Origin of the sequence: Sphingomonas sp. Leaf21, assembly GCF_916858675.1 — a bacterium.
Lineage (GTDB): Bacteria > Pseudomonadota > Alphaproteobacteria > Sphingomonadales > Sphingomonadaceae > Sphingomonas.
Map to the genome: position 1 here is coordinate 83,267 of NZ_CAKASM010000001.1, position 21,142 is coordinate 104,408.

The 21,142-nt window shown below is 66.3% G+C and carries 21 protein-coding genes and 1 tRNA gene; 7 read left to right on the forward strand and 15 right to left on the reverse strand.

What is annotated here, in order from left to right:
- Positions 1-138: 138 nt before the first annotated feature.
- Positions 139-735, forward strand: coding sequence for a hypothetical protein (locus LRP66_RS00390; RefSeq protein ID WP_230480467.1), 597 nt, complete (start codon positions 139-141; stop codon positions 733-735).
- On the opposite strand, the gene LRP66_RS00395 is transcribed toward LRP66_RS00390, so the two are convergent.
- Positions 732-2,243, reverse strand: a complete 1,512-nt coding sequence (locus LRP66_RS00395; RefSeq protein WP_230480468.1) for an ABC1 kinase family protein — start codon at positions 2,241-2,243, stop codon at positions 732-734. The genes LRP66_RS00390 and LRP66_RS00395 overlap by 4 nt on opposite strands.
- 7 nt (positions 2,244-2,250) lie before the next feature.
- Positions 2,251-3,078: a type I methionyl aminopeptidase gene (gene map, locus LRP66_RS00400; RefSeq protein WP_230480469.1), complete on the reverse strand. Its 828-nt coding sequence runs from the start codon at positions 3,076-3,078 to the stop codon at positions 2,251-2,253.
- Positions 3,079-3,128: 50 nt separating this feature from the next.
- Between map and LRP66_RS00405 the strand changes: the two genes are divergently transcribed.
- The 3 genes from LRP66_RS00405 (at position 3,129) to LRP66_RS00415 (ending at position 5,267) form a co-directional block, all read left to right on the forward strand.
- The gene (locus tag LRP66_RS00405) at positions 3,129-3,899 is read left to right on the forward strand and encodes a competence/damage-inducible protein A (RefSeq protein WP_230480470.1); all 771 of its coding nucleotides are present in this window, start codon (positions 3,129-3,131) and stop codon (positions 3,897-3,899) included.
- Between the two features lie 224 nt (positions 3,900-4,123).
- Positions 4,124-5,104 carry an NAD-dependent epimerase/dehydratase family protein gene (locus LRP66_RS00410; RefSeq protein ID WP_230480471.1) on the forward strand — a complete coding sequence of 327 codons (981 nt, stop codon included), beginning with the start codon at positions 4,124-4,126 and terminating at the stop codon, positions 5,102-5,104.
- Between the two features lie 89 nt (positions 5,105-5,193).
- Positions 5,194-5,267: transfer RNA gene (locus LRP66_RS00415), tRNA-Gly, on the forward strand.
- 89 nt (positions 5,268-5,356) lie between these two features.
- Here LRP66_RS00415 and LRP66_RS00420 read toward each other — a convergent pair.
- From LRP66_RS00420 to LRP66_RS00430, 3 genes are all read right to left on the reverse strand, one after another.
- On the reverse strand, positions 5,357-6,334 hold the full coding sequence (locus LRP66_RS00420; RefSeq protein WP_230480472.1) for a DUF6607 family protein: 978 nt from the start codon (positions 6,332-6,334) through the stop codon (positions 5,357-5,359).
- Positions 6,335-6,347: 13 nt separating this feature from the next.
- Positions 6,348-8,522, reverse strand: coding sequence for a TonB-dependent hemoglobin/transferrin/lactoferrin family receptor (locus LRP66_RS00425; RefSeq protein ID WP_230480473.1), 2,175 nt, complete (start codon positions 8,520-8,522; stop codon positions 6,348-6,350).
- A gap of 225 nt (positions 8,523-8,747) precedes the next feature.
- On the reverse strand, positions 8,748-9,203 hold the full coding sequence (locus LRP66_RS00430) for an Lrp/AsnC family transcriptional regulator (RefSeq protein WP_268992418.1): 456 nt from the start codon (positions 9,201-9,203) through the stop codon (positions 8,748-8,750).
- Between the two features lie 114 nt (positions 9,204-9,317).
- On the opposite strand from LRP66_RS00430, the gene LRP66_RS00440 reads away from it, so the two are divergent.
- Complete coding sequence (locus LRP66_RS00440; RefSeq protein WP_230480474.1) at positions 9,318-10,532, forward strand: methionine gamma-lyase; 1,215 nt, start codon at positions 9,318-9,320, stop codon at positions 10,530-10,532.
- Between the two features lie 24 nt (positions 10,533-10,556).
- Here LRP66_RS00440 and LRP66_RS00445 read toward each other — a convergent pair whose 3' ends face one another.
- From LRP66_RS00445 to LRP66_RS00455, 3 genes are read right to left on the reverse strand one after another with little or no spacing between them, the layout of a single operon-like run.
- Positions 10,557-11,192 (reverse strand): L,D-transpeptidase family protein, encoded by a 636-nt coding sequence (locus tag LRP66_RS00445; RefSeq protein ID WP_230480475.1) that lies wholly within the window; start codon positions 11,190-11,192, stop codon positions 10,557-10,559.
- A 35-nt stretch (positions 11,193-11,227) separates the two neighbouring features.
- On the reverse strand, positions 11,228-12,181 hold the full coding sequence (gene dmeF, locus LRP66_RS00450; RefSeq protein ID WP_230480476.1) for a CDF family Co(II)/Ni(II) efflux transporter DmeF: 954 nt from the start codon (positions 12,179-12,181) through the stop codon (positions 11,228-11,230).
- Between the two features lie 36 nt (positions 12,182-12,217).
- Positions 12,218-12,493, reverse strand: a complete 276-nt coding sequence (locus tag LRP66_RS00455) for a metal/formaldehyde-sensitive transcriptional repressor (protein WP_230480477.1) — start codon at positions 12,491-12,493, stop codon at positions 12,218-12,220.
- A gap of 102 nt (positions 12,494-12,595) precedes the next feature.
- On the opposite strand from LRP66_RS00455, the gene LRP66_RS00460 reads away from it, so the two are divergent.
- Entirely contained in the window at positions 12,596-13,468 is an 873-nt protein-coding gene (locus tag LRP66_RS00460; RefSeq protein ID WP_230480478.1) for a PEP-CTERM sorting domain-containing protein, read from the forward strand.
- Here LRP66_RS00460 and LRP66_RS00465 read toward each other — a convergent pair.
- The 4 genes from LRP66_RS00465 to hppD all read right to left on the reverse strand — a co-directional run bounded on the left by LRP66_RS00465 (position 13,458) and on the right by hppD (position 16,900).
- The gene (locus tag LRP66_RS00465; RefSeq protein ID WP_230480479.1) at positions 13,458-13,817 is read right to left on the reverse strand and encodes a Rieske (2Fe-2S) protein; all 360 of its coding nucleotides are present in this window, start codon (positions 13,815-13,817) and stop codon (positions 13,458-13,460) included. The two genes, LRP66_RS00460 and LRP66_RS00465, sit on opposite strands and share 11 nt — an antisense overlap.
- Positions 13,814-14,446: a maleylacetoacetate isomerase gene (maiA, locus tag LRP66_RS00470; RefSeq protein WP_230480480.1), complete on the reverse strand. Its 633-nt coding sequence runs from the start codon at positions 14,444-14,446 to the stop codon at positions 13,814-13,816. The genes LRP66_RS00465 and maiA overlap by 4 nt, the downstream gene beginning before the upstream one ends.
- Entirely contained in the window at positions 14,443-15,720 is a 1,278-nt protein-coding gene (gene hmgA / locus LRP66_RS00475) for a homogentisate 1,2-dioxygenase (RefSeq protein WP_230480481.1), read from the reverse strand. The genes maiA and hmgA overlap by 4 nt, the downstream gene beginning before the upstream one ends.
- A 118-nt stretch (positions 15,721-15,838) precedes the next feature.
- On the reverse strand, positions 15,839-16,900 hold the full coding sequence (hppD, locus tag LRP66_RS00480) for a 4-hydroxyphenylpyruvate dioxygenase (RefSeq protein ID WP_230480482.1): 1,062 nt from the start codon (positions 16,898-16,900) through the stop codon (positions 15,839-15,841).
- Between the two features lie 63 nt (positions 16,901-16,963).
- Here hppD and LRP66_RS00485 point away from each other — a divergent pair, with 63 nt between their 5' ends.
- The gene (locus LRP66_RS00485; protein WP_230480483.1) at positions 16,964-17,416 is read left to right on the forward strand and encodes a MarR family winged helix-turn-helix transcriptional regulator; all 453 of its coding nucleotides are present in this window, start codon (positions 16,964-16,966) and stop codon (positions 17,414-17,416) included.
- Positions 17,417-17,425: 9 nt separating this feature from the next.
- On the opposite strand, the gene LRP66_RS00490 is transcribed toward LRP66_RS00485, so the two are convergent.
- From LRP66_RS00490 to LRP66_RS00500, 3 genes are read right to left on the reverse strand one after another with little or no spacing between them, the layout of a single operon-like run.
- Entirely contained in the window at positions 17,426-18,436 is a 1,011-nt protein-coding gene (locus LRP66_RS00490; protein ID WP_230480484.1) for a glycosyltransferase family 4 protein, read from the reverse strand.
- Positions 18,433-20,028, reverse strand: a complete 1,596-nt coding sequence (locus LRP66_RS00495) for an alpha-amylase family glycosyl hydrolase (RefSeq protein ID WP_230480485.1) — start codon at positions 20,026-20,028, stop codon at positions 18,433-18,435. The genes LRP66_RS00490 and LRP66_RS00495 overlap by 4 nt, the downstream gene beginning before the upstream one ends.
- A complete protein-coding gene (locus LRP66_RS00500) occupies positions 20,025-21,140 on the reverse strand; it encodes a glycosidase (protein WP_230480486.1) in 1,116 nt (371 codons plus the stop codon). The genes LRP66_RS00495 and LRP66_RS00500 overlap by 4 nt, the downstream gene beginning before the upstream one ends.
- Positions 21,141-21,142 lie beyond the last annotated feature (2 nt).

The window sequence follows — 21,142 nt, forward strand, 5'->3', positions numbered from 1 at the left end:
CGCGGTGTCGCCGGTTCGTCACTATCGGTGTGCGGAATGATGAGGCATGATCGGTCGGGGGATCGGTCTGGGGATCGCGAGGGCGGCTTCTTTCCCGGAGAACAGTCGATTGCTATCGGTTCTCCCGAGGCGCTGGAGATGACCCCGGCCTATTGGAAGGCCACGGTGCTCCACGAAGCCTTCCACCTCTATCAGTCGCGGCTGCCGGGCTATGCCGAAGCCGTTGCCGCGCTGGGCCTTGCGGGCGGGACGACGGATGGAAGCTGGATGCTGAACTATCCCTTCCCCTATGCCGATCCGAAGGTCGGCTCCGGCTTCCGGGCGATGGGGACGGCGGGGCTCGCTTTCCTGGCCGCGCGATCACCTGACGAGCGCCGCTCGGCGACGAGGGCCTATATCGCTGCCCGGGAAGCGGCGCTGGCCGGAGTGCGCAAGGAGGATCGCCGCTATTATGAGTTTCAGGTTGGTCAGGAGGGCGTCGCGCGTTGGACCGAACTGACGCTGGCGCGACAGTGTGACGCGGCGATGCGCGAGGATGTGGTTGGCCGCTGGAAGGGTCTTGCGACGAGTCTGCGTGCGATCGATGACCAGGGCTTCAACGTTTGGAAGCGCAGTGCCCTGTACGTCTATGGCGCCGTCGAGGCCGAGATGCTGGAGCACGCCGGTGTCGACTGGCGGGCGGAATATCGCCGTCATCCCTTCGGCCTGGGGGATCAGCTGAAAAAGCTTGGTTAGCCCAGCCGCATGGCCACCGCGATCGCCACGCCCGAGAAGGCCAGGGCACCCGCGATCCAGCCTGCACCGCTTCGGATCGCGGCTTCGATGCCGGTGGTCGCGATGGCGGGGGTCGCGGTTTCCAGCTTTCGCGTCGTGGCGCGGATGAGGCGGGGCAGATCGTCGCCCAGCCGGTCGAGTTCCAGCGCCAGCGCGTTGGCCCGCTTCGTCCAGCGATCTGGCGACATGCGCGCTTCGATGATCCGCATAGTTGCCCGGCGGAGGGCGGCGGACATGTCGAAATCGGGCTGGATGCCGCTCAATACGCCGTCGATGGTGATCAGCGCCTTGAACAGCAGCAGCATGTCGGGGCGGAGGACAATCCGCTCCTCGCGTAATATGGGAAAGATGTCGCCCAGGATCGCCGCCAGCCTCAGCGCACCGCCGCCGTGTCGCGCGACCAGCCGGTCGGCTACCGCCTGGAACCGTTCGGGGGCGATATCGTCGGTTTGCGACCAGTTTTTGAGCGTCTCGGCCAACAACGCCGGATCGCTGTTGGCGATGGATTGGGTGAAGGCGATCACCTCTTCCCGGCGACGTGGGGACACATGGCCGATCAGCCCCAGATCGAGCATCGCGATGCGATTTCCGGGCAGGCAGAGCAGATTGCCGGGATGCGGATCGCCATGGAACCGCCCGTTGATCAGCGTCATCTCGAGCACGATGTCGGCGCCCGTCTGTGCGATGGCGGCAGGATCGATCCCCGCTTCGCGAAGGACGGTCGCGCTGCGGGGCGGCACGCCAGCGATGAAGTCCATCACCAGCAGCGTTTCGGACGTGTACGCCCAGTGGATCGTTGGCACGACGACCCGCGCGTCACCCGCGAAATCCTCCCGCAGGCGGTCGGCGTTGCGTCCTTCGATGGTGAAGTCGAGTTCCTCGAGTATGTCGCGGCCCAGTTCGCGGATCATGCGGACCGCGCCGTAGCGGCGGGCTTCGGCATGGGTCGCCTCGGCCATGGCCGCGAATTGGGTCAGCAGGCGGAGGTCGGCCTCCATGACCGCGCGGATGCCGGGACGGCGGATCTTCAACACCACCTCGGTCCCGTCGGCCAGCGCGGCGCGGTGGACCTGGGCGATGGAGGCGGCGGCGAGCGGCTCCGGGTCAAACCGGGCAAAGGCGGTTTCGGGCGACTCGCCCAGGGCCGCCTCCACCTCGGTCCGAAGTCGATCGAAGGGCAGGCGCGGGGCGGCGCTGTGCAGCCGCTCCAGCTCGGCGATCCATTCGGGCGGGAGCAGATCGGCGCGGGTCGCCAGGATTTGACCGAGCTTGACCCAGACCGGCCCCAGCGCCTCCATCGCCTGGCGCGTTCGGCTGGGCAGGTCGAAGGGCAGGGCGTCGGGATCGCGCCGTGCAGGATCCAGCCCCAGCCGCGCGACCAGGACGTCCAGCCCGAAGCGCGATATCGTCGCGATCACGTCGGCCAGCCGCCCGCGATCGCGTGCCGCCACCCGGATCGCGCCCAGCATCATGGTCTCAGACGTAAGGCGGCTGGGTGTAGCCCGCGGGGCTGAGCGTGAAGATCTCGCAGCCTTCTTCGGTGATGCCGATCGAATGTTCGAACTGGGCCGACAGCGACCGATCGCGGGTCACCGCCGTCCAGCCATCGTCGAGCAGCTTCACGTCGGGTCGGCCGATATTGATCATCGGCTCGATGGTGAAGATCATGCCGGGCTTCAACTCGGGCCCGGTGCCGGGACGGCCGACATGGACCACCTCGGGCGCGTCGTGGAACAACAGGCCCAGGCCATGGCCGCAGAAATCGCGGACCACGCCGTAGCGGTGCTTCTCGGCATGACGCTGAATGGCGTGGGCGACATCGCCCATATGGTTGCCCGGCTTGGCCTGCTCGATGCCCAGCATCAGGCATTCATAGGTCACCTCGACCAGCTTGCGCGCCTTCAGGGGCACGTCGCCGATCAGGTACATGCGGCTGGTGTCGCCGTGCCAGCCATCGACGATCGGGGTCACGTCGACATTGACGATATCGCCGGACTTCAAGGCCTTGTCGGACGGAATGCCGTGGCAGACGACATGGTTGATCGACACGCAGGTCGAATGCGCATAGCCGCGATAGCCCAGCGTCGCGGGGACGCCGGCGCGCTCGACGATGAATTCATGGACCAGCCGGTTGATCTCGGCCGTGGTGACGCCGGGCACCATGTGCGGGACCAGCATGTCCAGCGTCTCGGCGGCGAGCCGCCCCGCCTTGTGCATGCCGTTGAACGCCTCACGGCCCCACAATTTGATCGCGCCGTTCCGCCCCTGGGGCGCGTCGGCGGAAACGGTCACATAATCGGTCATGGCGGCGATATAGCGTGGCGTGCGCGATTTTGCGAGGCTATGTCCTGCCCATGGAATCCGCGCCCACCCGAGACCGTATCTGGACCGCCGCTCTGGTCGTCATCGGCGACGAGATCCTGTCGGGCCGTACCCAGGACAAGAACGTCGCGCAGCTCGCCAGTTGGCTGAACGTGCAGGGAATTCGGCTGGTCGAGGTGCGCGTGGTCGCCGATGAGGCCGCGGCGATTGCCGAGGCGGTGAATACGCTTCGTGCGCGCAACGACTATCTCTTCACGACCGGCGGGATCGGCCCGACGCATGACGACATCACCGTCGACGCGATCGCGGCGGCACTCGACCTGCCGGTGGTCGAACATCGGGAGGCACGCGCGATCCTGGAAACCTATTATGCCGAGCGTGGCGGCGTCACCGCGGCGCGTGCGCGGATGGCGCGGACGCCCGAGGGGGCCTCGCTGATCCCCAATCGCGTGTCGGGCGCGCCGGGGATCCGGATCGGCAATATCTATATCATGGCGGGCGTACCGCACATCACCGCCGGGATGCTCGACGCGCTGACCGGCACGCTGGAGGGCGGGCGACCCGTCGTTTCGCGGACGATCGGCTGCTGGGTCGGCGAAAGCGAGGTCGCCGAGATACTCCGGACGACGGAGAAGGCGCATGACGGCGTCGCGATCGGCAGCTATCCCTTTTTCCGCGACGGTCGCACCGGCGCCAATTTCGTCGTGCGCAGCGCCGATCCGGCACTGGTCGATAGATGCGTGTCCACGCTGACCGAAGCCCTGACGGCGGCGGGTCACCACGTCGTTCCAGACGGAATCTGATAGCTCCGATCCAGTTTTGAGCCAGTTTTCAACGCCTCGCTCCCTTTTTCCGACTTGTTCGAGCAGGGGGCGAACGGCACGGCAGGGTCGAGGAGCCCGTTCCGGGAACGGAACGAGGGAAGGGCTCGCCGGGTGGAGTATATGGGAATGGCGGTGATCGCGGAGCTGGCATGGTCAGCCATGGAGTCGGGTTGGTTCGACCTTTCCGGGCAGGGGATCGGCGCATGAGCAAGAGCCCCGTCCTCGTCACCGGCGCCGCCGGTTTCGTCGGTCATGCCACCGCGCACCGCCTGCTCGATCGCGGCGAGACGGTGATCGGCGTCGACATCGTCAACGACTATTACGACCCCTCGCTCAAGGAGGCGCGTCTCGCGACCTTCGCGGACAGGGACAATTTCACCTTCCATCGGCTGGACATCGCGGACAGCGCGGCGATCCGCGCGCTGGTCGCGGATCATGGCATCACCCGCGTCGTCCATCTCGCGGCGCAGGCGGGGGTCCGCTACAGTATCGAAAATCCCTTCGCCTATGAGCGCTCCAACCTCGCCGGGCATTTGTCGGTGATGGAGGCATGCCGTCACCAGCCGGGGTTCGAGCATCTGGTCTACGCGTCCTCCAGCTCGGTCTATGGCGACAAGCCGATGGGCGGGGCGGGGTTCAGCGAGGAGGAGCCCTCGGTCTCCCCGGTGTCGCTCTACGCCGCGACCAAGCGCGCCTGCGAATTGATGAGCCAGTCCTATGCGACACTGTACGGCTTCGCGCAGACGGGCCTGCGCTTCTTCACCGTCTATGGCCCCTGGGGTCGCCCCGACATGGCCTATTTCTCGTTCACCCGTAAGATCATGGCGGGTGAGCCGATCGAGGTCTACGGCGAAGGCCGGATGGCGCGCGACTTCACCTATATCGACGATATCGTCGATGGGATCGTCGGCGTTCTCGATCGCCCGCACGAGCGGGGCCAGCACCGCGTCCTCAATATCGGCGGCAGCCATCCGGTCGGCCTTATGGACATGATCGCGACGCTCGAGCGCGCGATCGGTCGCGAGGCGATCAAGATCATGAAGCCGATGCAGGCGGGGGACGTGACCGCGACCAACGCCGACGTGTCGCGCCTCCACGCCCTGACCGGCTATCGCCCGCAGGTGCGGCTCGAGCAGGGGCTGGGCCATTTCGCGGACTGGTACAGGGACTATTACGGCGCGTGAGCTTTGCCCTTGCAACGCCCGGAAGCTTTGAATAGGACACGCGAGCGCCACCGTGCGTCCGGCCTATCATGCCCGGACCCGATGGCCTCGCGGGTGTAGCTCAATGGTAGAGCAGAAGCTTCCCAAGCTTACGACGAGGGTTCGATTCCCTTCACCCGCTCCACGCCAATCTCCATTTCGCAGGGTGTTGTCCGCCCTTTCTAGTCCCCGCCTGTCGCGTGACAGACGGGGTAAGGCCGGACGGTGGGCGGCTTACTCGATCCGGGTCGTTCGTCCTTCGATCAGGGATTGCGCCTCCGTCGATCCGGCGGCGGTGGTGATCTTCCCCGCCTGTATATCGTCGGCAATGGCGAGCAAGCGACCGCTGATGACGGTGCCGGTCTCCGCCTCTTCCGGGATGGCGATACCGCCCTTGGTGTCTGCTACTACCCGGGTCCATGCGGCGCGCACCGCCGCCCAATAATCCTTGGTTTTCGCCCAGTAATCGTCGGCGGCCTTCACGTCATAACCGTCGAACCGCTCGTAGGTGTTGAGCACCGATTCCTGCACGATCGGCACGGGCTTGCCGTCCTTCAGGCCCATCTTGGTATTGTCCTGCCAGTGAATCCAGCCGGTCGGCGTCGGCTGGTGGCGGTTGATCGAATAATAGCGGTCATAGACCGGATGGCGTACCGCATCGCGGCGCGCGAGCGGGCGCCACGTCCAGTTCGACCGCCAGCGGCGGACGCCCGCCTGCGTCTCGAACTGGCCCCAGCCGGCATATCGCGGGCTGTCGTCCACCTGATAGACGGTCTGCGACCAGCGCCCGGCGCGCATCCGCTCCGGCACGGCTTCCCACACCCATCTGCCCTGTCCCGCATAGACCAGCACGCGCGCGGGCTGATAATCCCAGTCCTGCCGCCAATGCTTGATGACATGGGTCTTGCCGTCATGCTCGACGACCAGCAGGTGCTGGAGCGCGATGTGATCGGGCGTGTCCTCGATCACGCGCACGACCTCATTCCCTCCCGAGATCTTGCGCTCCAGCGGCGTATAGCCCGCCACCCACGGCGTCGTCTCCTGCATGTCGAAGCGCACCTTATAGTTGCCCGCCATCGCCAGGATCTGGGCGCGATCCGCCGCCTTGGCGGCCTGTGTCTCCACGGTGGTTTGCCGGATCGGGCCATCGGCCAGCGCGGGGACGGGCAGCAGCGCGAGCGCCGCGACGATCAGCATCGAAGGGTTTTTCATGATGTCTGTCCTGTCAGAAGCGGAAGGTGAGCGAGGCGCTGGCGTTGCGGCCCGGCTGGGTAAAGGCGGCCGGGGGCACATCGGCCGCGCCGGTCGGTAGGGGACGCGGCACCGACAGGCCGCGCACGTCGGACCACCATGCATAGGTGGCGTCGGTCAGGTTGAAGACGCCTGCGCGCAAGGTCAGCGCATCGGTCAGCCGGGCGAAGACGGTGGCGTCGAGGATGGTGAAGGCGTCGGGCCGGAAACAGGTGCTGGTGCACAGGCCGGTCGTGTCCTGCGCCGCCTTGCGCGCGCTGTGCGTCATGATGAGCTGCCCGCCGAAGCGGCCGCGTCCCGGTTCGCGCCAGCCCACGCCCATCACCAGCTTCAGCGGATCGACCGTCGACAGCGGCTTGCTCGTTCCGTTCGGCGCGATCTGGTCGCCGTCGGCATAGGAAATGGCGAGTTGTCCGGTCAGGCCGTTGCCCGCGCGCGCATTCAGGCGCGCCTCGGCACCCTTCACCCTGGCGCGGTCGAGGTTGATGAACTGGTACACGGCCGGATTGGTCGGGGTGAAGGCGCCGCTCACCACCTCCTGGCTGATGAAATCGCGGTAATCGGCGCGGAAGACGCTGGCCGACAGGTCGACCGCCGCGCTGTTCAGGCGCAGGCCCGCCTCGATCGCCTCGCTGGTCTCGGGCCGCAAATTCGGGTTGGGGGCCGAGGTATAACCATAGGCGAGGTTGGAGAAGAACTGGTTGATCTGCCCCGGCTCGGGCGCGCGGAAACCGCGGGCATAGCTGGCGAACAGCCGCACGGTCGGGGCGAGCGCCAGCACCGCGCCGATGCGCGGGCTGACCCGGTCGGCGGTTTGGCCCGCGCCGGTGAGTTTCGGCAGCAACGGGTCCTTGTCCGGCGACAGGCGGTACCAGTCATAGCGCAGGGCGGGGTGCAGGGTCAGCGCGCCGATGCCGATCTCGTCGCCGACGAACGCGCCCGCCAGCGTGAAGTCGGTGCTGGGAAAGGCGCGGGTCGGGAAGGTCTCGCCCGCCGGGGGGACCGTGCCGTCGCGCAACCCCCGCTGGCGCAGCACGCTGATATCGGCGCCGGTCACGAGGCGATGGGTGATGCCCCCCGTCGCAAAGCCCAGCCGCACCTCGCCCGAGCCGCCATAGACCCGGTTCTCCAGCGTGTTGAGCCGGGTGCGGTCGGCCAGCGTGCGGCGATCCTCGGCGCTGAACTGGCGGTTCCCGGCGTCCTGAACATACACCGCCGCCCGCGCGAACTGGACGAGGCCGGCACCGTCATAGGTCCAGTCGAGCGCCCCGCGCCAGCGCTTCCCCGTGTCGCGTGCCTGTAAGTCCGCAACGCTGGTGTTGATGCCGGTCAGCACGTCGGTCGCGACCCGGTTGTCGAGATACTCACCGGTGGCGCGCAAGCGCTGGCCGGGCGCGACGTCCCAGACCAGCTTGCCCATCAACGCATTGGCCTGTCCGTCCTGCGGATTGGGCGCGGTGCGGGTGACGCCGGTGCCCTCGACATCGCCCTTGTTCTTCAACTCGGAAAAGTCGCGGCGGGTATAGGCCAGCATCGCCGACACCGCGCCCGTTCGTCCCGCCACCACCGCCGATTGTGTGAACTCGTCATCCGCCGAATTATACTGGGTCCGCAGCGACCCGCCGAGTGACTTGCCCCCCAGAATGTCGGCCGGATCGCTGGTCGTGAAGCTGACCGCGCCCGCCAGCCCGTCGCTGCCGTACAGCGCCGAGGCGGGTCCGCGCAGGAACTCGACCGACTTGATGAGGCCGAGATCGACATAATCGCCGCGTCCGACATCCTGCGCTCCGAAACTGAAGCCGTAGGGGACGCGCACCCCGTCGACCTGGATCAGCACGCGGTTGCCGCCGATGCCGCGCACGACGAAGCCTTCATTGCCCGCGCGCCCGGTCGATCCCATCGCCGCGCCGAAGCGGGTCGGCGCGCGCCGCACGCTGATGCCGGGTTCGAAGCGGACCAGATCCTTGATGTCGGTGGCCAGTTCGTCGGCGATCTCGTCCGCGTCCTTGACCGAAACCGTGACCGGCGCGTCCTGCGCCTCGATCGGCGCGCGCGTCGCGGTCACGACGATGTCGCCATGCTTTGCCAGCTCCTTTCCGTCATCCGTCGGATCCGTAAGCGCAGCCAGTGCGGCAAGCGTCAAAAGCATTTTCCACCCCCTGATTCGCTATCAACTATCATTCGCAATAAGAAGGCGGAGGTGGTGAGGCAACCATAAATATGCGAATGCGTCGCATTAGGCCAGAAGAGTGATAATCCGTACGCTTCGATTCCTACATACGGTCGGGGTATCAAGCCTCGAAGCTACGGCGCAGATCGCGACGGTGCCGTGGCGACCGCATCGGCGATGGGATGCCGTCGCGAAGCGGGAGCGTTACAGCCGGGGAAAGGTCCGGCTGCTCTTCACGCTGCCATAGGCGAAGGTCGTATCCAGGCTGGCGATTCCGGCGATGGCGTGCATCTTTCGCCGGACGAAGACTTCATAGGCCTCCAGATCGGCGACGATCACCCGTAGCAGATAATCGGCGTCGCCTGTCAGCAGGTGGCAATCCATCACCTCGTCGAGCTGGCGGATCGCTTCCTCGAACTGCTGGACCATCTCGCGCGCGTGGCGTTCCAGCCGGACGCGGATGAAGGCGGTCACCGGCAGGCCATAGAGCCGCTGGTCGACGATCGCGGCATAGCCCTGGATCACCCCCGACTGTTCGAGCATCCGCACGCGTCTCAGGCAAGGGGAGGGGGAGAGGCTGACGCGTTCCGACAACTCCTGATTGGTAAGGCGGCCATCCTCCTGGAGGAGCCGGACGATCTGTCGATCTTTCGCGTCCATGCCGTGAGAATTAGCAGCTTCTGCCAATCATGCACCGATATACGACGCCATACGCAATTTCAGCGCGGCATCGTGGAGGTATCATTTGGCATTGCCGCACCAGGATGCACCGCCATGTCGATACGGAATGATGTAAGCTTCGCGACCGCCGCGATCCACCATGGTTATGACCCCAGGGATCATGAAGGCGCGCTGACTCCGCCGCTGCACCTGACCTCGACCTTCGCCTTCGACAGTGCGGAGGACGGCGCGGCGCGCTTTTCGGGCGAGCAGTCCGGCCATATCTATAGCCGTATCTCCAATCCCACGCTCGACCTGCTGGAGCGGCGGCTCGTCTTTCTGGAAGGGGCGGAGGCGGCGCTGGCGACGGCCTCCGGCATGGGCGCCATCAGCGCGACGCTGTGGACGCTGCTCCGGCCGGGTGACGAGATCCTGACCGACATGACGCTTTATGGCTGTACCTTCGCCTTCATGCAGCATGGCCTGGGGCGTTTCGGCATCCGTGTCCGGCATGTCGACATGACCGATATCGATGCGGTCGCGGCGGCGTTCGGACCGGAGACCAGGCTGGTCTATTTCGAGACGCCTGCGAACCCCAATATGCGTCTGGTCGATATCGAAGCGGTGTGTGCCCTCGCCAAGGCGCGTGGCGCGTGGAGCGTGGTCGACAACACCTATTCGACCCCCGTCATCACCCGCCCGGTCGCGCTGGGCGCGGACTTCGTCGTCCACTCCGCGACCAAGTATCTCGGCGGACACGGCGATCTGGTCGCCGGGGTGGTGCTGGGGCGCGCGGCCGATATCCAGCAGATCCGGATGTTCGGGCTGAAGGACATGACGGGCGCGGTGCTGTCGCCGTTCAACGCGATGCTCGTGCTGCGCGGGTTGAAGACGCTGGAACTGCGGGTGCAGCGCCATGCGGCCTCGGCCCAGGCGGTCGCCGAGTGGCTGGAGCGTCATCCGGCCGTACATGTGGTCCATTATCCGGGACTGGCGAGCTTTCCGCAGCATTCCCTCGCAAAGCGGCAGATGGCGCTGCCGGGCGGCATGATCGCCTTCCGGCTGAAGACCGGTTTCGATGGCGGCAAGCGGGTGATGAACCGGCTGACGCTGATCCGACGTGCCGTGTCGCTGGGCGATGCCGAGACGTTGATCCAGCACCCCGCGAGCATGACCCACTCGACCTATCCGGTCGAGCAACTGATCGCGCACGGTATCATGCCCGACCTCGTCCGCCTGTCGGTCGGGCTGGAGGATCCACGCGATATCCTGAGCGATCTCGGGGCGGCGCTCGATGCGGAATGCCCGGCGCTCGCACCGGCGGCCTGAGGTGCCGGGTCGGGGCGTCGCGGGTCAGCCGACGATGCTCTGACCCATTTCCAGCCGTTTGCCATTGGTGACGATGACCCGGTCGCCCAGCCGGGTCGCGGCGAACAGCTTGCGCGCGAAGCCGAGCGGTACGCCGATACAGCCATGGGTGGCGTTGCCGTAACGGACGTCGCTGGCATGGATCGCGACGCCGTCATTGGTCAGCCGCAGCATATAGGGCATGGGCGCGTCGTAGAGGTTGGAGACGTGGTCGGCGTCTTTCTGGAGGATCGGAAACACGCCGAGCGGGGTGGGCATATTGTCCGCGCCGAAGATGATCGCCGCCGCCCCGATCTCATAGCCGTCCCGGAAGATCGAGACGACCTGTGCCGCAAGGTCGACGGTGATCACGACCGGCCCCTGCGGCGCGCCACTCTCGTCCCAGACGAAATCGCCATGATGCAGCGGCTTGGTGATCGGCAGGATGTGCCGGACGACGAACGGTGCTGGTGTCGGGCTCGGCGTCAGTGTCGGCGACCGAGAGAGTTCGACGGGCGCGGGAGCAACGACGGCTTGAGGCGTTTGCGCGGCCTGTGGCTTGCTGCCGTGGCGCCAGAGCAATGCCCCGCCGCTCACCGCGCCGATCAGGATCGCCCCCGCCAGGATTTGCATGCCGCGCATCGTCGCGCTCCTATACGGTCGCCCTCAACGAAGCGTTAGCGCACTTCGATCGTGACATGCCCGAGCGCGCCCATGCCATCGAGCCGCCGGTGGACGCTCGCGCAGTCGAGTGCCGGATCGAAGCCCTCGACCGCCAGGACCACGGCGTGCGCGGTCGGACCGATGCGCCAGATGTGGAAATCATGGATGCGAAGGTCGCCGGGTCCTTCGACGCGGTTGCGGACTTCGCTGGCGAGCACGGGGTCGGCGGCGTCGAGCAAGACCGCCGAGGCCTGACGCATCAGCCCGACCGACCAGTTGGCGATGACCAGCGCACCAAACAGGCCCACGGCGGGATCGAGCCACAGCCAGCCGAGATAGCGACCCGCCACCAAGGCCAGGATCGCCATCACGGAGGTGAGCGCATCCGCCAGGACATGGACATAGGCCGCACGCATATTGGTGTCGCCGCCGTGACGATCATGCGCATGGTCATGGCCATGATGATGGCCATGCCCGTGTCCGTGACCATGCCCGTGTCCGTGACCATGCCCGTGATCATGACCGTGCGAATGTCCGTGGCCCAGCATCCAGGCGCTGACCAGGTTGATCAGCAGGCCGAGCACGGCCACGAAGATCGCGTCCCCGAACGCGACCGTGTGCGGGTCGCTCAGCCGCATGATCGACTCATAGGCGATGCCGAGCGAAACCAGACCCAGCACCATCGCCGAGCCGAACCCCGCCAGTTCGCCGACCTTGCCGGTGCCCCAGCTATAGCGCGGATTGGCGACGTGCCGCTTGGCATAGGAATAGGCGATGGCGGCGATGCCGAGCGCCCCGACATGGGTCGCCATGTGGAACCCGTCGGCGAGCAATGCCATCGACCCGGTCAGATAGCCCGCGACGATCTCACCCACCATCATCGCGGCGGACAACCAGACGACCAGACGCGTGCGGCGCGCATTCTCGTCATGGGCGTGGCCCAGATAGTCATGGCTTTGCGTGATCATGACATCGTCCCTTGCAGCATCGTCGAGCATCGGTTTTCAGCGGAAGTGGCGGCGGAGCAGCTTGGCGAGCTCGGCGGCGGCGGCATTGCGCTCCGCGTCGCTTTGCCCCGGAGCGGCGACATGCGCGTGGAGGTGGTCCTCGACCAGCTCGTCCATCAGCCCGGCCACCGCGCCCCGAACCGCCGCGACGAGGTGGAGCGTCTCGGCGCAATCGGCGTCGGCCACGACCGACCGCTCGATCGCAGCGACCTGACCCGCGATCCGCCGGACGCGGGCGATGATCTTTTCCTTGCTGGTGGTGACATGCGCCATAACGCATAGGGGTATAGGGTATATTACCATCATGGGCAAGTGGCGGCTTGCCTGTACCCAAGGGCTTCGGCCAGATGGCGGCGAAGTGGAGCGAGAAGGGGAATGAGCGTGGCGCGCAGGATAGTCGGCTGGATGGCGGCCACGGTGGGGATGACGATGGCCGCGCCGACCGCCGCCGAGTCGATCCTGTTCGTCGGGAACAGCTTCACCTTCGGCGCCAATTCGCCGGTGATGCGCTATCGACCCGACCTCGTCCGCGACCTGAACCGCGAGGGGATCGGCGGCGTTCCCGCGCTGTTCAAGACCTTTGCCGAGGAAGCCGGGCAGGACTGGACCGTCAGTCTGGAGACGGCGGGCGGCAGGGACCTCGCCTTTCACTATGAGCAGAAGCGGCGCGAGATCGATGGCCGCTGGGATGTGGTGATCCTTCAGGGGTATAGCACCCTCGATGCGCAGCGTCCGGGCGATCCGACCCGGCATGTCGAGGCGGCGGGGCTGCTCGCCGCGATGCTCCATCGCGCCAACCCGCGCGTGCGTGTCGAACTCGTATCGACCTGGAGCCGCGCCGACCTGACCTACCGCACGCAGAGCCCGTGGCGGGGCAAGCCGATCACGACGATGGCGGACGATCTGGCGGCGGCGAACGCGGGCGCGGTGCGGCGCTTTCCCGAGATATCCGGGACCATCCCGGTCGGTCAGGCCTGGAACCGGGCCTGGGCCGAACGTGTGGCGGATCCCAATCCCTATGACGGCATCGCCTTCGGACAGGTCGATCTGTGGACGTGGGACCAGTATCATGCCAGCGCGGCGGGCTATTATCTCGAAGCGCTCGTCATCTTCGGGAAGGTCACCGGCTTCGACGTTCGGCGTCTGGGCGAAGAGGAGCGGGCCGCGCGCGATCTGGGGCTCGATCCCCGGCTCGTCCGCCGGTTGCAGGCGATCGCCCATGCCGAGGTCGGCAACGTCACGCCGTGACGATCGCCCCGTCGCGGACGGTGACGGGCCAGATGGTCAGTCGCTGGCCCGCGCACGGTCCGCCCAGGCAGGTGCCGTCCTCCACGGCGAAGATCGCGCCATGCCAGGAACAGGCGATACGTTGCCCGTCCGGCGTCAGATAGGCATCGAGGTCTTGCGCGAGCGGCAAGCCCATATGCGGGCAACGATCGACATAGCCGTGCACCGCGTCCCCCCGCCGCACCACGAATCCATGAAAGCGACCCGCGCGCATCTGGATCACGAAATTCCGCGCGGCCCCCTCGGCGATCATGTCGAGCGGACCCAGCGCGATGCCGGGCGGCGTCGCTGACAGGCGCTCGTCGCTCATCCGGCGTCGCCCTGCACCTCGGGCGCCGCTTCGGGCACGCGGCGGCGCAGCTTGGCCGCCGAGGCGAGCAACTTGGGGTAGGGCGCGAGATCGACGCCGAACCGCTCGGCATTATACACCTGGGGCAGCAGATGGCAGTCCGCCAGCGTCGGCGTGTCGCCATAGGCATAGCCCGAACCGTGACGCGCGATCAGTGTTTCGAGCGCCTGGAAACCCTCGGCCACCCAATGCGCGATCCAGCGACGGACGGCATCCTCATCGGCACCGAGATCCGTCCGCAGCATCGCCAGGACGCGCAGATTGTTGATCGGATGGATGTCGCAGGCGACGATCGCCGCCATCGCACGAACGACGGCCCGCCCGGCGCTGTCGCCGGGGAGCAGCGGGGGATCGGGATAGCGCTCCTCGATCCATTCGAGGATCGCGGGACTCTGGATCAGCGTGCCGTCCGGACCCTCCAGCGCCGGGACGAGCCCCTGCGGTTGTAGCGCCCGATACGGCTCCGCGCGCTGCGCCCCGATGCGGAGGTCGTGCGCGATGCTGGTATAGGACAGACCTTTCAGCGCCAGTGCCAGTCGCACGCGATAGGCGGCGCTCGACCGCCAATAGCCGTGCAGCGTCAGGCTCATGGCAGCCTGGCCTTGGGAAAATCCTTCCACACCGCGTCGTAATCGAGTTGCGCGTGGGTCAGGGCATGGGCGGTCGGGCGGTAGGGCCAGCAACTCTCGACCATGAAGGCCATGGTGCCCTCGATCCGGTGCGGCTTGAGATCGGCGGCGCTCGCGCCATGCCAGCTAGCCAAATCCGGGCCATGGCCCGCCATCAGATTGTGGAGCGACAGGCCGCCGGGACGGAAACCCTCCGCCTTGGCGTCATAGGCTCCGGTTATCAGGCCCATCGCCTCCGACATGACGTTGCGGTGGAACCAGGGTGGCCGGAAGGTATCCTCCGCCACCATCCAGCGCGGGGGGAACAGGACGAGGTCGGCATTGGCGCGACCCGGTACGTCGCTGGGCGAGGTCAGCAGGGTGAAGATCGACGGATCGGGATGGTCGAAGCTGACCGTATTGATCGTGTTGAAGCGCGACAGGTCGTAGCGCCACGGCACCAGATTGCCATGCCACGCCACCACGTCGAGCGGGCTGTGATCGAGCGTCATCGTCCACAACGAACCGAGGAATTTCTGGACGACCTGCGTGGGTTCGTCGCGATCCTCGAACCAGGCGACGGGCGTCTCGAAATCGCGGGGGTTGCCAAGGCCGTTGGCGCCGATCGGGCCCAGATCGGGAAGGCGGAACAGGCTGCCGTGGTTTTCCGCGACATAGCCCGCCGCTTCGCCATCGGGCAACTCGACACGGAACCGAACGCCGCGCGGAACCAGCGCGATCTGGCCCGGCGCGATGTCGATGCGTCCGAGCTCGGTCAGGATGGCGAGCCGCCCCGCCTGCGGCAGGAAGACCAGTTCGCCGTCCGCATCAAGGAAGACCCGGTCCATGTCGCGGTTGCAGGCATAGACATGCACGGCCACGCCTTCGAGATCGGCGGGATCGCGATTGGCGAGCATCGTCGTCATTCCGTCGATCCAGTCCGTCCCCGCCTCCGGCATCGCCATCGGATCCCAGCGCAGCCGGTTGGGGGGCAGGGGGGCATCGGCCGTACCAGGGGCGAAGCGGGGTGCGCCGTCATAGCGCTCATAGGGCGGATGCTCGGCGGTCGGGCGAAGGCGATACAGCCAGGAGCGGCGGTTTTCGTGGCGCGGCGCGGTGAACGCGGTGCCCGAGAGCTGCTCGGCATAGAGGCCATAGGCGGGGCGCTGCGGCGAGTTGCGGCCGATGGGAAGGGCACCGGGAACCGCCTCGGTCGCGACGTGATTGCCGAAGCCGGGGATGTAGGACGTCGTCATCGCTTTCCTCTCCACAACACGCCAGCGCGTCAGACGCGGTCGCTCCGCGCGCTATGCGCTGGCTCGACCGCGCTGGCCGGACTTGCTCGCGCACCGTCGTGCGCGCATCGGCGGATGCTCAGGCATCCACCGTGATGACGCCGCGCCGGATCTGATCCAGTTCGATCGACTCGAACAGCGCCTGGAAATTGCCGTTGCCGAAGCCTTCGTTGCCCTTGCGCTGGATGATCTCGAAGAAGATCGGGCCGATCATATTCTCGGTAAAGATCTGGAGCAGGATGCCTTCCTCACCGACATTGCCATCGATCAGGATGCGGTTGCGCTTCAGGCGCTCGAGGTCCTCGCCATGGCCGGGCACGCGCTTGTCGACCAGCTCGTAATAGGTCTCGATCGTGTCCTGCAGCCGGACACCGTTGGCGCGCAGCTTTTCGACCGTCTCGAAGATGTTGTCGGTGGTCAGCGCGAGGTGCTGGATGCCCTCGCCATTATATTCGCGGATGAATTCCTCGATCTGGCTCTTCTCGTCCTGGCTCTCGTTCAGGGGGATGCGGATCGCCTTGTCGGGGGCGATCATCGCCTGGCTGAACAGGCCGGTCGCCTTGCCCTTGATATCGAAATACTTCTGCTCCTCGAAGCCGAACAGCTTGGAGTAGAAGCCCGACCAGGTCCGCATCTCGCCACGACGGACATTGTGGGTCAGGTGATCGAGCAGGTCGAGACCGACATTCTTCTCGGCCTCGGCGTCCTGCCAGCCGCTGATCTCGTTCCAGTCGGCGAACAGGTCTTGCCCCGCCTTGACGAGATAGAGGTAGCTGCCGCCGATCCCCTCGATCGCCTTTGCATCGGGGCTCAGGCAGCCTTGTGCGGCGTCGACCGGCGTGGCCCCGCCGCGCACCGCATGGTCGAACGCTTCGACCGGGTCGGCGACGTAGAAGCCCATGCCGCTGGCCGAAGGGCCATGCTCGGCACGGAAGTCGGCCGCCTGCCCCTTGCCCTCGACATTGAGCAGCAGCGTGATGCGCCCCTGCTTGTAGCGGGTGATCGCTTTGTCGGGATGGCGGTGGGTGGGGACGAACCCCATCATGTCGAACTGGCGCGCCAGTGCCTCCGGCTCGGGGGTCGTGAATTCGCAGAATGCGAAGCCGTCCAGGCCCAGCGGATTGTTCGGGGTGGTTGCCATGACGTCCAACTCCTGATCCAGTATCGTGGGTTACTAGATCGCAGAACGGGGAATTGGTGTCAAATGTTACGATCTCGCGAATTGCGGCTGGACGGCTTTCTTCCCTATCGCCTGTCGATCACCTCGAACCTGGTCAGCGACCATATCGCCAGCGCGTATCAGCAGCTCTTCGGGCTCACCATTCCCGAGTGGCGCCTGATCGCGATCGTGGCGGAGGAAGGCGGGGTCGCGCAATCGGCGGTCTGCGAGCGCAGCCGGATGGACAAGGTGACGGTCTCGCGCGCGGCGATCGCGATGGTCGGCCGGGGGCTGCTCGACCGTACCGCGCATGACGGCGACCGCCGCTCGCACCTGCTGGTCCTGACCGATGCGGGGCGGACGCTCTATGCCGATGTCGCACCCAAGGCACTGGAACTGGAGGCGCAGCTCTTCGCAGGCTTCGCGCCGGAGGAACTGGACAGCTTCGTCGCGATGCTCCAGCGGATCGATGCCAAGGCGCTGTCGCTGCGCGGGTAAGCTCGCGCGTTACCGACCGAGTATGCGGCGATAGAGCGCGATATAGCGATCGGCCATGCGATCGACCGAGAAACGGGCGGCCGCCGCGGCGCGACAGGCTTCCCGGTCGATCGTGTCGATCCGCGCCAGTGCCGCGACCGCCTCCTCGACCGAGTCGACGAGGAAGCCGTTGACCCCGTCCTCGATCAATTCGGGCATCGATCCCCTGCGGATGGCGATGACCGGCGTGCCACAGGCCATGGCCTCGACCACCGACAGTCCGAAGGGTTCGTCGAAATTGATGAGGTGCAGCAACGCCTTGGCCCGGCCCAGCGTCGCGGTCCGATCCACGCCGCCGACAGGCCCGCGATAGACGATGCACTCGCCATCGACATGCGGCGCGACCTCTCGCTCCCAATAGCCCTGGTCCTGCACGATCCCCGCCATGACGAGGCGCCGTCCGGTTGCCTTCGCGACGGCGATCGCCTCTGCCGCACCCTTGTCGGGGTGGATGCGACCGAAAAATAGAAGATCGTCGCTACCTGCTGGATCGAAAGGAAAATCTTCGATCGGTATGCCATGGTGAATGGTGTCGGCATAGCGCAGCCGGGGATGACGGTCCGCATCGGAGATCGCGACATAGTGCACGCGATCCTGATAGGGTTCGTACATCGGCACGATCCGGTCGGAGGAAAAGCCGTGGATGGTGGTGACCATCGGCGTGTCGACCAGCCCGGCAAAGGCATGGGCGGGAAAGTCCGCCTGATTGTGGATCAGATCGAATTCGTCCGCGCGTTCGAATACGGCGGCCAGGTGGCGCATTTCCCAGACCTTGGCATCGACGCTGGGGTCTTCGGAATAGGGGGCGGGAACGGGTCCGGCGAGCGTCGCCTTGGTCAGGCTGTCCTGAGTCGCGAACAATGTCACGTCGACCCCGCGCGCCACCAGCGCCTCGGTCAGCAGGCTGGTCACCAACTCCCATGGACCATAGGCGCGTGGCGGCGTGCGCCACGCGATGGGGGCGATCATCGCGATCTTCATACTGGGCGGTCGACTTTCAGGATCAGGCCCTCGTCGGGGCGGAGCTGGGAAGGGGCGTGCGGGGGGAGCGTGCCGGGGAGGGTGGACAATACCACCCGGCCCTGCGGCAAGGACACCACGGCGGCGTCATGGCTCAGGTTGAGCGCGACGACATAGCATTCGCCGTCCTGCTCGCGCGCATAGGCGAGAACCGGGCCGCTCGACTCGATCAGGCGGATGGTGCCGGTCGCCAGCGCGGGCGTGACCCGCCGCAGCGCCAGCAACGCACGGTGAAGCGCAAGCATCGAATGGGGGTCCGCCATTTCGGCCGCGACGTTGCGCTGCCGCCAGTCCCCACCGAGCGGCAGCCAGGGTTCGCCGGTCGAAAAGCCGCCATGGTCGCTGTCGTCCCAAGGCATCGGCGTGCGGACCGGATCGCGTCCCAGCCCGAGCCCCGGCTCGCGCAGTTCGCGGGGGTCGCGGACCCGGTCGGCTGGGATCGTGCCGTTCTCCATGCCGATCTCGTCGCCATAATAAAGCGTCGGCGTGCCGCGCAAAGTCAGGAGCAGCGTCGCCGCCACCCGTGCCTGCGCGGCCCCGCGCTTGGTCGCGCTCCGCGGGCGGTCGTGGTTGCCGAGCACCCAGTTCGGCCAACCGCCGGACGGCAGCGCGGCCTCATATTCGGCGATCATCCGCGCCAGATGCCGCGCATCCCATGGCGCGTCGATCAACTGGAAATTGAAGGGCAGATGCACCCCTTCGCCCTGCTGGCCGTAATAGCGCATCAGCCGTTCGACCGGCAGGTAGATCTCGCCGATCAGGACGCGGTCGTCGCCCTCACGACCGAAGGCATCCGCGATCGCTCGCATATCGGCGGCGATGTCATGGACTTCCGGCTGGTCGGTGGAATGCAGCTGGAATACGCGGTTCATCTCGCCCGTCGCCGGATCCCAATTTGGGTTGAGCGGATTGTCGGGAAACGCCGCATGTTTGACGATGTGCCAGAGGACGTCGATCCGGAACCCGTCGACCCCGCGCGCGAACCAGAAGCGGAGCACGTCCAGCATCGCGGCGCGCACCGCCGGGTTGCGCCAGTTGAGGTCGGGCTGTTCCTTCAGAAAGGCATGGTAATAATATTGGCCGGTGGCGTCGTCCCATGTCCAGGCGGGTCCGCCGAAGTCGCTGATCCAGTTGTTGGGAGGGCCGCCACCCGGCGCCGCGTCGCGCCAGATATACCAGTCGCGCTTCGGATTGTCGCGCGAGGCTCGGCTCTCGATGAACCAGGGGTGCTGGCTGGAGCTGTGATTGGGTACGAAGTCGAGCAGCAGCTTCAATCCGCGCGCATGCGCCGATGCCAGCAACGAGTCGAAATCGGCTAGCGTACCGAACCGCGGATCGACTCCGCAATAATCGGCGACATCATATCCGAAGTCCGCCATAGGTGACGGAAATATGGGCGAAAGCCAGATCACATCGATGCCAAGCTCGACCAGATAGTCGAGGCGGCTCTCGATCCCGCGAAGGTCGCCGATGCCGTCGCCATCGCTGTCCTGAAAGGACCAGGGGTAGATCTGATAGAGAACGGCCGACTGCCACCAGGGGCGCCTGGTCATGCGAACAGGCCCTTGGAAAGGCGGGTCATGCGACAGGCGAGATCCGCCTCGCCGCTCGCGACCAGATAATGGTCGCCCATGTCGACAATGCCGGTCGAGAAGACGACCGGCGTCGGCAGATACATCTGGTGCGCGATCGACGCTGTCAGTGCCGGATCGGCTTCGAGGATCGGCGCGTCGTCCTCGATCCGCAGGATGCGGGTCGGATCGTCGACGTCGAACAGCGCCCAGAAGCTTCGATAGATGCCGACCGACTCGCGCCGCTCCACCCCGTGATAAAGGGTCAGCCACCCTTGATCGGTCAGGATCGGGGGTGTGCCGCCACCGACCTTCATCGCGGAGGTCGCGGCCTTTCGCGCCCGGATGCCGGGTGCCTCGACGGGCTTCCAGTGGAGCGCGTCGGGCGATGTCGCGAAGTTGATCGATGGCCCGCCGACGAAGGGGCTCTCGCCGGGATAGGCGAAATAGACCTCGCCCAGCGGGCGGGTCAGCGCCATGAAGCGGCCGTCGACCAGTCCCTCGAAGAACAGCATGTCCTTGTTCTGGTGGTCGAGGATGATGCCCGCCAGCCGGTAATCCAGACCGTTGTCCGAGATATGGAGCGTGGTCGAGTGCCGCTCGGCCGAGACCGAACAGGTCGTCATGTACCAGCGGTCTCCGATACGGCTGATCCGCGCATCCTCGACGCCATAATCCTGCCACGTCGCGGCGGGCTCGATCGCCTTGTCGTAATGCACCGCCACGATCCGGCTTGCGTCGGCCGAAAGCTCGACCGGCAGCAGCCAGGACAGCGAGGTGAGGGCGAGGATGCGGTGTGCGCTGCCACGGATCGCGAACTGGCGGGGATCGGTCATGTCGACCGCGTCGAGTGGATAGCGGTCGAGGACATAGCCGCTCTCGGTCCAGCGGATCGCACGGACGTGAGCGCCGTCGACCGGCTGGCTCAATGCTTCCGCGACACGGACCATCAGCAGCAGGTTGCCGTTCGCCAGCCGCGTCATTCCGGGATTGAACGCCCCCAGCACATAGGTGGGCTCGGCTATGCCCCGGCGAAGCGGGGATCGCGAGAGATCGACATCATCGGGGCGAAAGATCAGCAGGTCGTCGGCCATGC